The 15,534-nt window shown below is 68.3% G+C and carries 12 protein-coding genes; 4 read left to right on the top strand and 8 right to left on the bottom strand.

Translation table 11 applies throughout. From position 1 onward, the window contains the following. Positions 1-129: 129 nt before the first annotated feature. The 3 genes from ACT89H_RS23350 to ACT89H_RS23340 all read right to left on the bottom strand — a co-directional run bounded on the left by ACT89H_RS23350 (position 130) and on the right by ACT89H_RS23340 (position 6,769). Positions 130-2,508 carry an acetyl-CoA acetyltransferase gene (locus ACT89H_RS23350; RefSeq protein WP_445110784.1) on the bottom strand — a complete coding sequence of 793 codons (2,379 nt, stop codon included), beginning with the start codon at positions 2,506-2,508 and terminating at the stop codon, positions 130-132. Between the two features lie 103 nt (positions 2,509-2,611). Beyond that, positions 2,612-4,123, bottom strand: a complete 1,512-nt coding sequence (locus ACT89H_RS23345) for an aldehyde dehydrogenase family protein (protein WP_445110783.1) — start codon at positions 4,121-4,123, stop codon at positions 2,612-2,614. A gap of 174 nt (positions 4,124-4,297) precedes the next feature. Continuing rightward, entirely contained in the window at positions 4,298-6,769 is a 2,472-nt protein-coding gene (locus tag ACT89H_RS23340) for a CaiB/BaiF CoA transferase family protein (RefSeq protein ID WP_445110782.1), read from the bottom strand. 200 nt (positions 6,770-6,969) lie between these two features. Here ACT89H_RS23340 and ACT89H_RS23335 point away from each other — a divergent pair, with 200 nt between their 5' ends. Further along, a complete protein-coding gene (locus tag ACT89H_RS23335; protein ID WP_445110781.1) occupies positions 6,970-7,887 on the top strand; it encodes a LysR family transcriptional regulator in 918 nt (305 codons plus the stop codon). Between the two features lie 362 nt (positions 7,888-8,249). Here ACT89H_RS23335 and ACT89H_RS23330 read toward each other — a convergent pair whose 3' ends face one another. Further along, the gene (locus ACT89H_RS23330) at positions 8,250-8,858 is read right to left on the bottom strand and encodes a CoA transferase subunit B (protein ID WP_445110892.1); all 609 of its coding nucleotides are present in this window, start codon (positions 8,856-8,858) and stop codon (positions 8,250-8,252) included. A gap of 35 nt (positions 8,859-8,893) precedes the next feature. Next, positions 8,894-9,640 (bottom strand): CoA transferase subunit A, encoded by a 747-nt coding sequence (locus tag ACT89H_RS23325; protein ID WP_445110891.1) that lies wholly within the window; start codon positions 9,638-9,640, stop codon positions 8,894-8,896. Positions 9,641-9,787: 147 nt separating this feature from the next. Here ACT89H_RS23325 and pcaD point away from each other — a divergent pair, with 147 nt between their 5' ends. Genes pcaD through ACT89H_RS23310 form a run of 3 tightly spaced genes read left to right on the top strand, consistent with a single transcriptional unit; the run spans position 9,788 to position 12,598 of the window. Then, positions 9,788-10,579, top strand: a complete 792-nt coding sequence (pcaD, locus tag ACT89H_RS23320; protein ID WP_445110780.1) for a 3-oxoadipate enol-lactonase — start codon at positions 9,788-9,790, stop codon at positions 10,577-10,579. Then, positions 10,576-11,397, top strand: a complete 822-nt coding sequence (locus ACT89H_RS23315; protein ID WP_445110779.1) for an IclR family transcriptional regulator domain-containing protein — start codon at positions 10,576-10,578, stop codon at positions 11,395-11,397. The genes pcaD and ACT89H_RS23315 overlap by 4 nt, the downstream gene beginning before the upstream one ends. Beyond that, positions 11,390-12,598, top strand: coding sequence for an acetyl-CoA C-acetyltransferase (locus tag ACT89H_RS23310; protein WP_445110778.1), 1,209 nt, complete (start codon positions 11,390-11,392; stop codon positions 12,596-12,598). The genes ACT89H_RS23315 and ACT89H_RS23310 overlap by 8 nt, the downstream gene beginning before the upstream one ends. 59 nt (positions 12,599-12,657) lie before the next feature. Here the strand turns inward: ACT89H_RS23310 and ACT89H_RS23305 are convergent, their stop codons facing one another. The 3 genes from ACT89H_RS23305 to ACT89H_RS23295 are packed head-to-tail and all read right to left on the bottom strand — an operon-like array spanning position 12,658 to position 15,461. Continuing rightward, positions 12,658-13,899 carry an NAD(P)/FAD-dependent oxidoreductase gene (locus tag ACT89H_RS23305; RefSeq protein ID WP_445110777.1) on the bottom strand — a complete coding sequence of 414 codons (1,242 nt, stop codon included), beginning with the start codon at positions 13,897-13,899 and terminating at the stop codon, positions 12,658-12,660. 1 nt (position 13,900) lies between these two features. Continuing rightward, the gene (locus ACT89H_RS23300) at positions 13,901-14,227 is read right to left on the bottom strand and encodes a 2Fe-2S iron-sulfur cluster-binding protein (protein ID WP_445110776.1); all 327 of its coding nucleotides are present in this window, start codon (positions 14,225-14,227) and stop codon (positions 13,901-13,903) included. Positions 14,228-14,240: 13 nt separating this feature from the next. Beyond that, positions 14,241-15,461 (bottom strand): cytochrome P450, encoded by a 1,221-nt coding sequence (locus tag ACT89H_RS23295; RefSeq protein ID WP_445110775.1) that lies wholly within the window; start codon positions 15,459-15,461, stop codon positions 14,241-14,243. Between the last annotated feature and the right edge of the window lie 73 nt (positions 15,462-15,534).

Here is a 15,534-nt window from a genome sequence, read left to right as displayed (position 1 = left end):
CTCCGAAAGCCGGCTTGCTCCCGGACTCGCCTGTTCTCGTTCCGATCCTAGGTGGGAGGCTCCGGCGCCGGAGCCATATCGACAGCCCCACCGCACCGCACGTCATGGCGGTTCCGGACGGAACGGGTGTTACCGGTTACGCCACCGTGGGAGCCGCTTCTCGGCGAAGGCGGTCATGCCTTCCCGCATGTCATCGCTGTTCATCAGATCATCGAGAGCCTGAGCAGGATGCAGGACCGCGTCCACGACATCGGCAATCGCACTCGTCTCACGCATCACCGCCAAAGACGCCCGCACCGACGTGGGCGAGCCGCTCAGGATCCGCTGCGCCAGCTCCCGGGCCTCCTCGAGCACCGCCCCGGGCCGCGAGACCCGATTGACCAGCCCGTATCGATGAGCGGTGTCCGCCGAGATCTGCTCGCCGGTGAGGATCATCTCGGTTGCCAACTTCACGGGAATCGCCCGGGGCAAGCGGACAAGTCCCCCAGCCGCGGCGACGAGCCCAACATTCACCTCGGACAACGCGAACCTCGCCGACGGGTCGGCGACCACCAAGTGGCATGCCAGGGCGATCTCGCAGCCCCCACCCATCGCGAACCCGTTCACCGCGGCGATGACCGGCTTGTCCATCTCGCGCCGACTCGTGAGACCCGCGAATCCGTTCTTCGGCGTCCACATCGGCTTACCGCTGGCCGAGTACTTCAAGTCGTTTCCGGCGCTGAACGCTTTGTCGCCGGCGCCGGTGAGAATCGCGACCCACAATTCGGGATCGGCGAAGAAGCCGTCGAAGATCTCGTCCAGCTCCTCGTTCGCTTGGGGCGTCAGGGCGTTGCGGGCCTCCGGCCGGTTGATGGTCACCTCCAGCACCCGGCCCTGCCGGCTCACCAGAACGTGCTCGTAGTCGTCGCGAAGGCCGGGGCGCCGCGGCGGCGACAGCTCGTTCATGCTCGCCCGGGAAAGGGCGACGCGGTTGCCCCGGCTCGTCGAGCGAACGAAGACCCGGTGTCCCAACGGTTCGCCCTGCGTGAGTAATTCGACGAGTTCGGTGTCGTGCTCGAGGGTGGTCGCCAGGAACCGGCGGCCGTCGTCGAGCCGACCGACCACGATCCCCCTGGTCCGGCGGTCGCGCGTGTACTGGACGGTGTAGGTCTCGATCGTCGCCCACCCGTCGGCGAACTGGGCGACGACCGGCGTGGGCACCGCGTCCAGATCCGCCTGGACGAGTTCGCTGCGATCTTCGCGCCACTGCACCGGGGTGGTGGAGTAGACGGCCGCCGAGTACTTGCTCAGCGTTCCGCCGTTGGCGCCGACGAACCCGTAATCCCCCGGCCGGGCACGCAGCCGGGTCACGGTCTCGGCGATAGCGTGCAGGGAGTAGTTGTTGCCCGCTCCGCCGAAGAACGGCAGGCCGCCGGTGACGGTCAGCCCGCGGGGATCGGCCGGCGAGAGCCCCAGGCCATCGCAGATGTTGAAGACCGCGATCGGAAAGCAGCTGTACAAATCGATCGTGCTCAGAGCGGCCGCGTCGATTCCCGCCACTTCCAGGGCGTGCCGGGCGGCGTGAACCGACGCCGGCGCGACGCCCAGATCCGGGCGTTCCAGCAGCGGCCGTTCGCGCAGATCGGCATGGCCGTGCAGGAATACCCACTTGTCGGAGGAGATGCCCAGCTCCTGCGCGGCTCGCACCGACATGACGAGCACGGCGGCACCCTGATTGACCTGGTCGCGGGCGACGACGAAGCGCGGGTACGGATCGGCGATCATCCGATTGCGCTCGGTCACGGTCGTCAGCTCCTCGGCGGTGCGTTCCACCGGGGCCGCGGCGAGGGGGTTCTTGGCCGCCACGCCGGTGAAAGGAGCGAACAGCTCACCGATCCGGCGCAGATACTCCTGCCGGGACAGACCCAGACGGGAACGCCGGGCGTTTTCGCACAGCGCGTACTGACTGGGGTTGTCGGCCAGCCCGTGCCGGGTGAGGTAGCCCTGGACGAGGCCGGACAGCCCATAGCCGCGGTCGTCCAGCGGGCCGCCGCGGTGCTCGGTGAAGTCGGGACGCACATCCTGCCCGGCGAGGTGCCGCACGGTCGAGATCGCCTCGGAGCCGAACACCAGGGCGACCTCGATGCCGTCGTTCCCGGCGATCCGGCGGCACATTTCCGTCACCAGGTGCTGCGGAGACTGGCCCCCGGCGACTTCGAGGATCGCGTGCCGCGGGTCGATACCGAGGCGGTCGGCGACCGATCGGGGAAAGTTGTCCGAACGCCCCAGCGGCGCTCGGGCTTCCGGACCGGAAATCTCGAACTGGCGCACACCGGCGACGGTATCCACTCGCCGGCGCACCGCGTCCCGGTCGGCGGCGCCGGCATCCTCGAGAGCGCGATCGGCCGCGGCGGCCGCCAGTTGCACCGGTGAAAGCCCTCGATATTCGGCATCGTCGATGCGCTCGGCCACTTGACCGACCCCGACGAGCACCGGCGTCGATGGGTCGACGGCGGGCAGAGCTGTCATGCTGGGAAACTCCTTACTGTAGGAACCGTCGGCTCTCCGGGAGGAGCCGCGCCGCGGCGGCGTCGATGGCGCCGCGGCGGAATCGCCGGACGAGGAAGCGGTCTCAGGCGAGTGACCCGTCACCGCCCTGGAGCCGCTGCTCGATACGTTCGCGGGTCTGAACGAGAGCGGCCCCCAACTCGTCGGCCTGCGCGGCGTCGGCCTTGATCAGGGCGGCGGCCATCCCGTCCGGCCGCTCGCTCGCCGTGACGGTGCGCAGGTGGCTGAAGGTGGTGAAGCCGGTGAAGCCGGAATAGGCACCCATGCCGCTGCGCCCGATTCCACCCGACGGCGCCCCCTCGATTCCCCAGTGCAGGCCGACATCGTTGCGAGTTACCCCACCCGAGGTGACCTTGTTCAGGAACTCCCGATACTGGGCATCGTCGGGACCGAACCAGTACGCGGCGAGGGGGCTCGGCTCGCCGTTGACGTACTCGATGACCTCGGCGAGATCGTCGTAGGTATAGAGCACCGTGACCGGTCCGAAGATCTCCTCCGAGGCCACCCGCATCTCCGGGGTGACGTCGAGCAGCACCGTGGGAGCAATCCGCCGGGACTTCCGGTCCGGCAGTCGCGGCGACTCGTCCGGTCCGGCGATGACCACCGCCCGAGCCCCCTTGTCCACCGCGTCCTCGACCAACCCGACCACCCGGTCGAAGTTCCGCTCGTTGATGATCGACACCACGCCCGCGTGATCGAGGTAGGTGGGGAAGAACTTCCGGATCGCGGCTTCGTACGCTGCGAGGAACTCCGCCTCGCTGCCGCGCGGAACGAACACGTAGTCGGGGCACAGGCAGATCTGCCCACCGTTGGTCAGCCGGAATCCAGCGATACGTTCGGCCGCGGTGGCCAAATCCGCGTCGCGGGACACGACGACGGGATTCTTCCCACCCAGCTCCAGGGTGACCGGCACCAAGTTCTTTCCCGCGACCTCTGCCACCTGCGCGCCGACGGCGGGCGATCCGGTGAAGATGATGTGGTCGAAGGGCAGGTCCGAGAACGCGCGCGCGGTCTCCAGGCCGCCGCGCACGACGGTCACCTCGTCCGGGTCCATCCGGCTCGCCACAGCCCGCGCGAAGACGTCCGCGGTGCGCTGGGGAATATCGGAGAACTTGATCATCACCCGATTACCGGCGGCGAGTGCGTCGATCGTCGGATGCACGACCAGTCCGACCGGGAAATTCCACGGCCCGATCACACCCACTACCCCCTTGGGGCGGACTTGCACGAACGTCGGCGCGCCCGCGGCCGCGGATCCCTCGACCGGACGATCCTTCATCCATTCCACCAACTGTTCGTGCACCGTGTCGGCTGCGCCCACCGCCACGAGCACGTCGGTCAGCAGACTCATCGATCGAGACCGGCTCCCGAAGTCGGCGTCGAGTGCCGCCGCGATCTCCTCGCCGGCCTCCAGTACCGCCGCCAGGAAGCGATCGATCCGATTCAGGCGAACGTCGGCCCCGGGAATTCCCTCGGCGAGGAATGCCCGCCGTTGTGAGCGGAGCACTTCGAGCAGCTCCTCGCGGGTCAGATCGCTCGGCAACACTGCCGGTTCCGTGACTTCGGCACTGTTCATCTCAACAATTTCCTTTCAGCAATGCGTCGTCGAACTGCCAACTGTTCGCCGGACGCGGGATACCGGCATAGGGTCGTGTCCGCCCAGTCGGTCTTCGGTCGCAGTCCCGGCGGCATGACCCCTCCTGACCGGAGAGCGAGATCCGCCGACCGAAAAGCTCGTTCCGTCGGCGGGTCATGCGGACCGTGGTGCGGACAACTCGGAATGCCGGGGGTCGGCCACCTCGAGCACACCCTCCTCGATGAGCGCTTCGATCTCTTCTGTCCGCAATCCGAGAAGTCGCGCCGCGATCTCGCGGGTGTCCTGCCCCAGCAGTGGAGCGGGCCGCAATTCCACGTCCGGAATCCGGGAGAACCGGGCCGGGGTGTTCTCGCTGGGCAGCACCCGATCGATCAAGGGATGCCGGGCCTGCCGGAAGTGCCCGCGCGCGACCAGATGCGGGTCGACGAGCAGGTCCGGCAGCCGGGTCATGCGGGCGGCGGGAATACCCCGTGCCTGCAGCGTGTGCATCGCGGCCGTGGCGGATCGGCCGCATGCCCAGGCCTCGATCACTTTGTCGAGCTCTTCGCGTGCCGCTCGTCGTTGTTGTGGGGACCGGAGATGTGGGCTCTCGGCGAGATCAGCACGCTCGATCGCCGCGGCGAGATTTCGCCAATCCTCGGAGTTCCGCACGTCGATCACCAGCCACTCGTCGTCGCCGCGGCAGGCATAGACGCCGCGCGGGGCGTCGCCGGAGTCATGCTCCGGTATCGAGCGCTCGGCACCGGACAGCTGCGTTCGGGCAGCGAACAGGTGCGCGTGCTGATTGAGGATCACCTCGGCCTGTGACACGCTCACCTGCCCGCCGCGCCCGGTACGACGGCGTTGCAGCAGTTTCGCGACCACTCCGATCGCCACCACGCGCGCCGCGACATGGTCCGGATAGATGGTGGTCGCATCGCTGAACTCGCCACCCTCGTCGAGGGGATACCGCCACTGACCGCTCAGACCGACACTGGCGCGTACGAGCGGCCCGTACCCCATCCGCTTGCTCCACGGCCCGGTCGATCCGAAGGCGCTGGAATCGGCCATGACGATCCGGGGATTCACGGCCGCGAGAGCGCGGTAGCCGAGTCCCAGCTTCTCCAGCGTCCCGGGCTTGAAGTTCGACAGCACGACGTCGGACTTCTCGACGAGCTGTTCGAAGTAGGCCCGGCCACGGGCGCTGCGGAGGTTGAGTCCGAGGCTCTGCTTGTTGCGGTGGCCCCAGGCGAATACCGGACTGATCGCTGCCCCGTCGACGGTCTGCCTGCTGCCGTCCGGGAATATCCGGTTCTCCACCTTGATCACCTCGGCGCCCATGTCCGCGAGAAGCCGACCCGCCTCCCCTCCGGCAACGATGACGCCCAGATCGAGCACTCGCACCCCCTCCAAGGGCCGCCTGCTGATGGCCGCCGACGGCGAGCGGCGCGGACCGTCCCCGGCCGGCTCCCCCGCGCCTGGCTGCTCATCGCTCAGCACCGCGTCGTTGTGCTCGCCCAGCGTGGGCGCCGCGTGCCGGATGCCCGCGCGGCGGCCGTCGATGTCCATGAATCCGTTCGCGATCGTCAGCGTCCCACGGTCGGTGGTGATGTCGGTGAAGGTCGCACGTGCCCGGAAGTGATCCGCGGCCAGTACTTCGTCCAGGCTCAGCAGCGCACCTGTCGGCACACCGAAGCGCTGCCCCTCGGCAACGATCTCATCGCGAGTCTTCTCGGCGAACATCGCTGTCGCGAATTCGGCCAGGGGGCCGGCCGCGGCGTGGCGGGCCGACAACGACCGCAGTTCGGGGTCGGCGAACTCGGCCGGTCTCCCCATCCACTCGAACATTCCGTCCCACTGCCGGGGGCTGAGCACACACAGACGAACATGTCCGTCCGCGCAGGGATAGATCGGGTAGAGGTGGCGGGCGTCCGGCCTGCCCCGCGGACCATCGGACGTGGGGATGCCGCCCGCGGCCGAGCCCGCCATACCGAATCCCGGGTCGATGACCTGCACGGTCGATTCGTGCACGGAAACCTCGACGTCGTCGCCCACGCCGGTCTGCTCACGGTTGAACAGCGCGAGGAGGGCGGCCCAGGCGGCGGTGATGGACGCGGACTCCGTGGCGAGCGCTCCCGGAGGAAGCAACGGCGCTTTTCCGGGAACCCCGGACCGCGACAGCACTCCGCCCAACGCGTAGTGGATCCATTCGGTGGCTACCCAGTCCCGGTACGGCCCGCTCGACCCGAAGTCGGTCACCGCTATCTGAACGAGCGTGGGAAAGCGACGCCGGATGTCGTCGCGCGGGTAGCCGCACCGCTCCAGAACCCCTGGCGCGGCACTCTCGAACAGCACGTCGGCGTCGGCGACCAGACGTAGGAGGTGCCCGGGTCCTTCCGGTGCACTCAGATCGAGAGTGATTCCGCGTTTGTTGGCATTGTGCGTCTCGAAGTACAGCGACCGACCCGCCACGAGCGGTTCTCTGTGCCTGGAGCGGGCGCCGGTCGGTGATTCGACCTTGACGACATCCGCTCCGAGGTCGGCCAGTATCCGTGCGCCCATTTCACCGAGGCCATCGGTGAAATCGAGGACTCGGATGCCACCCAGTGGCAGATCGTTCCGACGATCATCGGGGTCCACTGACACGCAGGTCCTCCTACTCACACCTCGCTCGAGTCGCTGTGCCGCCCCGGCAGACTCGGACAGATCACAGTCACACGAGTCGGCGTGCCCTGACCATCGCAAATCCGAGCAGGAGCACCTTGCGGGTACGGCAATGAACCACAACCGAGGAACCACAACCGAGCCGCGTTGACTGGCTGCCGGGCCGGTCGGATACTCGCCAGGTGGAGATTCAGCAGCTGAAGTGCTTCATCGCTGTCGCCGACGAACTCCATTTCGGCAGAGCCGCCGAAAGGTTGCGGCTGACCGCCTCGCCCGTCAGCAGGGCGGTCAAAGAGCTGGAGCGCGAACTCGGCAGCGAGCTGTTCGTTCGCAGATACCACAGTGTGGAACTCACCGAGTTCGGCCGCGAACTGCTGGCCCCGGCCCGGCAGGTACTCGATCATCTGGAAACGATGAGAGAGCTGGCGCGCCGGAGGGCCGGGATTCGCACGATGACGATCGGCGCGACCCACCTGGTACCGCACCCGCTGATCGATGCGGTCACCGACCTGGTCGAGGAGCAGATCGCGGCCGAGTCGTCGATGACTGTGGTGTGGGGCACGTCGTCGGAGTTGTTTCCACGCGTCGAGCAGGGCGAGGTCGATCTCGCGGTCGTCCACCTGCCCACCGACCGGACCGCGCTCGGCTTCGTGGAGATCGCACGTTATACCTTCGTGGTGATCATGCGGGCCGACGATCCGCTTGCGAGCGCCCCCGTACTGCGGCTGTCCGACCTGCGATCCAGGAAGGTCATCATTCAGCCCGAGTCTCCACAGCCCCTGGCCATGAGCCGGTTTCACGAACGGCTGGTGTCCAACGGCATCAGCGATTTCGTGCGTCTCGACGACCACGACCCGGGACGCCTCGCCGCACACGTGCGGCACAGTCACGGAATCACAGTTTCCCTCAGCCCGCATTCCGGCGGAGCCCCAAAGATCTTCGACGACCCCGCGTTTGCCGCTGTCCCGTTGGGGGAGAACGAAATCCCATTCTCGGCCGGGGTGGTGTGGCTGCGGACCGCACTGGATGAATCCGCCCCATTGCGCGCGGTCGTCGAGGCGATCCGCCGACGCTGGCTCGAAAGCCCCGACCGCTATTGAGACGAGCCGACCGGCGGCGGGCTCGGCGCTCTCCGACCTCGCTCGCGCCGGGTATGTTGCCGCGGCGGAACGAGATCAGTGCAGAGCTTGCGGTTCATCGCGCCCCAGCCGCCCGCAGGATCTCCCTTTCGGGGTTCGGACGCCAGCAGCCGAACGGTGGCCCGGCACACGGGATCGACGCGGGCTTGCCACGCCGATTCCCGTGTGCCGCAAGGCATTTCGAATCACATCGGGTCCGCGCCCGGAATCATCGCCGCGCGCGGGCCGGGACCCCGATGGATGCAAGCCGGCAGCGAAACCCGCGCTCGCGCAGGCCGCGACGATCGCGCGCGACAGCCGTGGACCGCGGGTTCGCGGGAGGGTCACACCGCGAGCGGTGCACCCGTCGCCGCGACGACGTCGTCGACCGACACGTTGGGCGCGGTCTCCACCAGCACCAGGCCGGCTTCGGTGACGTCGAGGACAGCCAGGTCGGTGACGATCCGGTGCACGCAGCCTTTCCCGGTGAGCGGAAGGGTGCAGTGCTCGAGGATTTTCGGCTCGCCTCGGCGGGTTACGTGCTCCATCATGACGATGACGCGCTTGGCTCCGTGGACCAGGTCCATGGCACCGCCCATGCCCTTGACCATCGAGCCGGGGATCATCCAGTTCGCCAGGTCGCCCGCCGCGCTGACCTGCATCGCGCCCAGGACCGCGACATCGACCTGGCCACCGCGGATCATCCCGAACGACTGCGCCGAGTCGAAGAACGAGGCGCCGGGCAGCACGGTGATCGTCTCCTTACCCGCGTTGATGAGCTCGGGATCGAGTTCTTCCTCCGTCGGGTAGGGGCCGACGCCGAGGACCCCGTTCTCGGAGTGCAGGACCACGGTGATGTCGTCGGGGAGGTAGTTGGGCACGAGGGTCGGCATGCCGATGCCCAGGTTGACGTACTGCCCGTCGGCGAGTTCGCGGGCGACCCGCGCCGCCATCTGCTCGCGACTCAGCTTCTGTGCCACCGGAGTGCTCACGCGCGCACCGTCCTCTGCTCGATTCCTACGGTCACCGGGCCCACGTGCACCACGCGCTGCACGTGGATACCGGGAGTGTGGATCTCGTCCGGAGCCAGCTCGCCCGGTTCGACCAGATGCTCGACCTGCGCGATGGTGATGCGTCCGCAGGTCGCCGCGGGCGGATTGAAGTTGCGGGCGCTGGCCCGGTACACCAGGTTGCCGTGCCGGTCGCCCTTCCAGGCGTGCACCAGCGCGTAGTCGGCGACGATGGCGCGTTCCATGATGTAGCGAATGCCGTCGAACTCGCGCTGTTCCTTGGGCGGGCTCGCCACCGCGATTCCGCCGGACCCGTCGTAGCGCAGCGGCAGCCCGCCGTCGGCGACCTGAGTGCCGACCCCGGCGGGAGTGAAGAACGCGGGAATGCCCGCGCCGCCGGCGCGCATCCGCTCGGCGAGTGTGCCCTGCGGGGTCAGCTCGACTTCGAGTTCACCGGACAGATACTGGCGCGCGAACTCTTTGTTCGACCCGACATACGAGCTGATGGTGCGGCGGATACGCCGCTTCTCGAGCAGTCGGCCGAGCCCGAATCCGTCGGTTCCGCAGTTGTTGCTGATCGTCTCGAGATCCGTCGCCCCCTGGTCGAGCAACGCCTCGATCAGGATTTCAGGGACCCCCACCAGGCCGAAGCCGCCGACCGCGATGGATGCCCCGTCGGGGATGTCCGCCACGGCGTCGGCGGCCGAGACCACGACTTTGTTCATCATGCGCCTCACCTTACCAAGGATTGTGCGTCATGTGAACGAGAATCCGTATCGCGAACATTTGCCTTGCGTAGCCCTGATGCCGCGAGCTAGCGTGTTCGGATAACGATTGACCGTGCACGTACCGAACAGAGCCATGGAGTGCCGATGAGCGTCGAACTCGCCCACACCGTGTACGCAGGTCCCGCCGGATCCGAGGCCATCGTGCTGATCGGTTCGCTCGGATCGGACCGGAGCATGTGGGATCCCCAACTGCCGGCCCTGTCGACGGCGGCGACGGTGACGACTGTCGACCTGCGCGGGCACGGCGGCTCGCCGGCCCCGCACGGGCCCTACACCGTCGCCGATCTCGCGGAAGACGTCCTCGCCCTTCTGGATTCACTCGGCCACGACCGCGTGCACCTGGTCGGATTGTCGCTGGGTGGAGCCGTCTCACAGTGGATCGCCGCCCATCGTCCGGAACGGGTGCTCACAGTGTCGCTGCTGTGCACCGCGGCGAAATTCGGTGAGCCCGCGGCCTGGACCGCCCGCGCCGAGACGGTCCGCCGCGAAGGCGTCGCCTCCATCGCCCCGGCCATCGTCGAGCGTTGGCTGACCCCCGAGTTCGCCGCCGCCCACCCGGCCGTCGTGGACCGCTGCCTGGCGATGGTGAAGGCCACCGACGACGAGGGCTACGCCGCCTGCTGCGAGGCCCTCGCCGGGTGGGACTTCCGCGCGGACCTGGCGCGCATCACCGCACCCGCTCTGGTGATCGCGGGCGACCGGGACCCGGCGACCACGCCCGACGATCTGCGGGTCATCGCCGAGAGCGTCGCCGGGGCGAAGCTGCACGTGGTGACACCCGCCGCGCACGTGGCCAGCATCGAGCAGGCGGAGAAAGTGTCCGCGTTGATCCGCGAGCACATCGCGAACGCACCGATCTACCGGACCGTACCGTGACATCCGAGATCGCCGAGCCGGACGGACCGAGCCCGTCCTCGGACTTCGTCCAATCGCTGGGCCGCGGCCTCGCGGTCATCCGCGCGTTCGACGCCGAGCACCCCCAGCGCACGCTGTCCGACGTCGCACGCGCGACCGGACTCACCCGTGCCACCGCACGCCGGTTCCTGCTGACCCTCGCGGAACTGGGCTACATGCGCACCGACGGCGCCACCTTTGCCCTCACCCCGCGTGTGCTGGAACTCGGATACGCCTATCTGTCCAGCCTCACTCTGCCGGAGATCGCCGGACCGCACCTGGAAGCACTGAGCGCGACGGTGCACGAATCGTCGTCGGTTTCGATCCTCGACGGCGACGACGTGGTCTATGTCGCCCGCGTCGCGGTGTCCCGGATCATGACCGTCACCATCAGCATCGGCACCCGCTTCCCCGCCTACGCCACTTCCATGGGCCGAGTACTGCTCGCGGGACTGGACGACAGTGCTTTCGACGAGTACCTGCGGCGGGCATCGTTCACCGACCTCACCGGACGGACCATCGTCACCGCCGACGCCCTGCGCGAACACATCGCAGCGACCCGAGCGCAGGGCTACTGCATCGTCGACCAGGAACTCGAGGTCGGGCTGCGCTCGCTCGCCGCCCCCGTCCACGCCCCCGACGGCTCGGTGATCGCCGCCGTCAACCTCTCCACCCCCGCCGCCCGATACTCGCTCGACGATCTCACCGAGAAACTGATCCCACCGCTGCGCAAGGCCGCGGCGGCCATCGACACCGACCTCACGCGGGTCGGCACCAACCGAGGACGATCCCATGCCTGACGCCGTCATCTGCGAACCACTGCGCACTCCCGTCGGCCGCTTCGGCGGCGCGCTGAAGGACGTGCCGGTGCAGACCCTCGCCGCGACCCTCATCACCGAAATCCTCGAACGCACCGGTATTTCCGGATCCGACGTCGACGACGTCATCCTCGGGCAGGGTTCGCCCAACGGCGACGCCCCGGCTCTGGGCCGCGTCGCCGCCCTCGACGCCGGGCTCGGTATCGACGTACCCGGCCAGCAGGTCGACCGGCGCTGCGGATCCGGCCTGCAAGCGATCGTCAACGCCTGCATGCAGGTCCGTACCGGAGCGAGCGATCTCGTCCTCGCGGGCGGCGCCGAGTCGATGAGCGGCACCGAGTTCTACGCGACCGGTATGCGCTGGGGCGTGTCCGCCGAATCGGTCGGGCTGAACGACCGGCTGGCACGGGCACGGATCACCGCGGGCGGCAAGAACTTTCCCGTTCCCGGGGGCATGATCGAGACCGCGGAGAACCTGCGCGCCGCGTACGCCATCAGCCGCGCCGACCAGGACGCCTTCGCCGTGCAATCGCACCGCCGTGCCGTCGCAGCCCAGCGCGACGGGGTGTTCGCCGAGGAGATCGTCCCGGTGCGGGTGCCGCAGCGCAAGGGCGAACCGATCTCCGTCGACACCGACGAGCATCCCCGCGCCGACACCAGCGTCGAATCGCTCGCGGCGCTGCGCCCGATCCGCGGCCGGATCGATCCCGACTCCACCGTCACCGCGGGCAATGCCAGCGGCCAGAACGACGGCGCCGCCCTGTGTATCGTGACGACCCCGGAGAAGGCCGACCGACTGGGCCTGCGGCCCCTGGTGCGGCTGGTCGGATGGAGCGTCGCGGGCGTGGCTCCGAGCACAATGGGGATCGGACCGGTCCCCGCCACCGACACCGTGCTGCGGCGCGCCGGACTGACGCTGGACGACATGGACCTCATCGAGCTCAATGAGGCATTCGCCGCACAGGTGCTGGCGGTCCTGGCCGAGTGGAAGCTGGAACCGGACGACCCCCGGCTCAATCCGCACGGCTCCGGTATCTCTCTCGGCCATCCGGTTGGTGCCACCGGTGCTCGCATCCTCACCACCCTCGCTCGTGAGATGGCGCGCCGCGACGCCCGCTACGGGTTGGAGACGATGTGCATCGGAGGCGGACAAGGACTGGCCGCGCTATTCGAGCGCTTCTGATCCGCGACGCGCGGCAGCGGCAGCGGCAGCGGCAGCGGCAGCGGCAGCGGCAGCGACGATCACCGGGCCGGATCGAGCGTGTCCTGCCTGCCGGATAGTTCTTTCGGATCGAATCCGGCCGCGGAGAGTTCGGCGAAGCTGGGTTTGCGAACTCCGGACAGCACCTTTCGGGCCGCCAGGTGGACGGCGGGTTGATTGATCGACTCGACCGCTACCAGGACGTCGTCACGGAAGCAGAAGGTGGAGAACTTCCCGGTGCTCGGGTCGGCCGGAATCACCGTCCGATCGATCCGGCCACCGGCACCGGCGATCTGGATTCTGCAGGTCCCCTGATGGCTCCAAAACCACGGTAGTTCCTGGTAGGCGGTGGGTTCTCCGGTGAGGTTCGCCGCCAAGACCCGGGCTTGATCGACGGCGTTCTGCACCGATTCCCGCCGCACCCGGGTACCGGTGTGGGCGCACGGGAACTCGGCACAGTCTCCGATCGCCCAGATGTGCTCGTCGTTGGTGCGCAGGTACTCGTTCACGCGAATTCCGTTGCCGGTGATCACTCCGGCCGCGGCCGCGAGGTCGGTGACGGGTTCGGCTCCGATACCGACGACGACGAGATCGGCGGGAACGAGTTCCCCGTCGGTGCAGGCGACGGCGGTGACGCGGCGGTCGTCGCGTTCGATCGCCGCCACCTCGGCCGAGAACCGGAACCGTACGCCGGACCGGCGGTGCACGGCGAGTACGTGATCGGTGGTGGGCTCGGTCAGCGCACGCATCAACGGCCGAGGCCCGGATTCGATGACGGTCACCGCGATGCCGCGCTTGCCGGCAGCCGCGGCGAACTCGAGGCCGATGAATCCGGCCCCGACGACAACCGCGGTGGCGGCCCCGGCCAATTCGCGGTGCAACCCCGCGGCGTCCGCGGTGCCGCGCAGGTAGTGCACCCCCGGTCCGTCCGCGCCGGGAACCCGCAGCAACCGGTTGCGCGAGCCGGTGGCCAGCACGAGGTCGGTGTAGGCGATCGAAGTGCCGTCGGCGCATTCCACCCGGCGCGCATCGGAATCGATGCGGGTCACCGCTGCCGCAGGCCGCAGATCGATGTCGTGTTCGCGGTAGAAGTCGGCGCCGCGTAGGGGTAGCGGCTGGGGATTCTCGCCGACGAGGTAGTCCTTCGATAACGGTGGGCGCTGGTAGGGCAGCTCGTTCTCGGCGTTTGCCACGGTGATCGACCCGGTGTATCCCCGAGCGCGCAGTGAGTCGGCGAGCTGGATGCCTGCGTGACCGGCGCCGACGACGACGATGCCGGTCATGTCAGATCTGGCTCTCGGGGAGGTCGACCTCGAGGCCGTTCAGCGCGGAGGTGACCGGGATCTGGCAGCCCAGCCGCGAGCGCCGGGCATCGCGCGGCTCCGCGGTGCAGTCCAGCATCTCGTCCTCGTCCTCGCCCACGGCGGGCAGTTCGCCGAGGTGGTCGGAGCGGATGTAGACGTGGCAGGTGGCGCACATCGCTTGGCCGCCGCATTCCCCCACGATCCCGGCGATCGAATGGGTGAGGGCGGCACGCATCACCGAGGTGCCCTCGGCGACGTCGACGACGTCGGCGCGGCCGTCGGGATGGTGGAAGGTGAGTTTCGGCATTGGTTCGCTCCGGTCAGTCGTTCCAGGTGACGGGCAGGTCGGTGAGTCCGCGGAAAACCCATCCGTCCCAGCGGGTGGTCCGGGACGCGTCGACTCGCAGATCCGGGAATCTGCGGTACAGCATCGGAACGGCGACCTGGCCGACCGAGACCTTCGCGGCCCACAGTCCCGCGCACAGATGCACACCGCTTCCGAATGCCAGGTGCGGTTGGCGGGGGCGGTGGATGTCGAATACTTCCGGGTCGCCATCGAAATGGCGGTCGTCGCGGTTGGCGGCGCCGACAACCACTCCCAGGGAGGCGCCCTCGGGCAGGGTGACTCCGCCCAGTTCGACCTCGCGGGTGGTCTGGCGGGGGTACATACCGATCGGGGCCAGCCACCGCACGGTCTCCTCGAACACCGCCGGCCACAACGACGCGTCGGCGGCGACCTGCGCGTGCTGGGCGGGGTGTTCCGACAGCGCCCACACCATGTTCGTGATCATGTGCTGCGGTTCGTTCATCCCGCCCGCGATGGTCAGTTTCACGTTGGCCGCGACCGCCGCTCGCGACAATCCCCCGTGGATCAGTGCGGAGGTGAGCGAGTCGTTGGGGTGCCGTTCGTAGAATGGGATCAGCCGCGCCAGCAGGTCATCGACCTCGTTACGCGCGTCTTCGCAGCGGCGCCAGATATCCGGGTCGTCGAGCAGGTTGCCCGCGCCCGCGATGAACGCGTGCGACCACCTCCGCATCGACGCGACGTCCACCTCCGGCAGTCCGAGCAGGTCGATCAGGTTCTGCGAGGCGATCGGTGAGGCGTAGTCCCGATTCAGCTCCGCCGCACCCGGTCCGGCCTCGGCCAGCACGTCCAGGTAGGTGTTGGTGTTGCGGGTGAATACCTCCGTCCACACGGACTTGACCGCCTTGGGACGCAGGGTCGGGTTGATGACCGAACGCTCCGTGGCGTGGTCCGGGTCGTCCTTGCGCAGCATGGGATGGCCGCCGAGGGCGCGCTTCATGGTGGCGCCGGCGCCGCCCACGTCGGCGGTGTAGGTCTGCTGATCGCACTCGATCGCGTGGCACTCCGGATAGCCGGTCACCAGGAAGCGTCCGACCGCGGGCACCCACGCTACCGGCGATTCACGGCGCAGCCGCCGATAGGTCGGATACGGATCGGCGGCCATCTCACCGGCCACCACCCAGTCCGCCACCGGCGCCGCCGGTGGGGACACCGCGGAGGCTCCTATATCTGCCATCTCCAACACTCCTATGTGCCAAGAGTCACATCAATCTTGAACTACAGTTCACATCACACTGAATCTCTCGTAA

Source organism: Nocardia aegles, assembly GCF_052545135.1.
The sequence above is the reverse complement of the archived record's forward strand: the minus strand, read 5'-3'. Positions and strand labels throughout refer to the sequence as shown.

Bases quoted from the DNA above. Each gene is read 5' to 3' on its own strand.
- ACT89H_RS23310 (WP_445110778.1), top strand. From the start codon at position 11,390: ATGCCTGACGCCGTCATCTGCGAACCACTGCGCACTCCCGTCGGCCGC.
- ACT89H_RS23330 (WP_445110892.1), bottom strand. From the start codon at position 8,858: ATGGCGGCGCGGGTCGCCCGCGAACTCGCCGACGGGCAGTACGTCAAC.
- pcaD (WP_445110780.1), top strand. From the start codon at position 9,788: ATGAGCGTCGAACTCGCCCACACCGTGTACGCAGGTCCCGCCGGATCC.
- ACT89H_RS23300 (WP_445110776.1), bottom strand. From the start codon at position 14,227: ATGCCGAAACTCACCTTCCACCATCCCGACGGCCGCGCCGACGTCGTC.
- ACT89H_RS23305 (WP_445110777.1), bottom strand. From the start codon at position 13,899: ATGACCGGCATCGTCGTCGTCGGCGCCGGTCACGCAGGCATCCAGCTC.
- ACT89H_RS23350 (WP_445110784.1), bottom strand. From the start codon at position 2,508: ATGACAGCTCTGCCCGCCGTCGACCCATCGACGCCGGTGCTCGTCGGG.
- ACT89H_RS23295 (WP_445110775.1), bottom strand. From the start codon at position 15,461: ATGGCAGATATAGGAGCCTCCGCGGTGTCCCCACCGGCGGCGCCGGTG.
- ACT89H_RS23325 (WP_445110891.1), bottom strand. From the start codon at position 9,640: ATGAACAAAGTCGTGGTCTCGGCCGCCGACGCCGTGGCGGACATCCCC.
- ACT89H_RS23345 (WP_445110783.1), bottom strand. From the start codon at position 4,123: ATGAACAGTGCCGAAGTCACGGAACCGGCAGTGTTGCCGAGCGATCTG.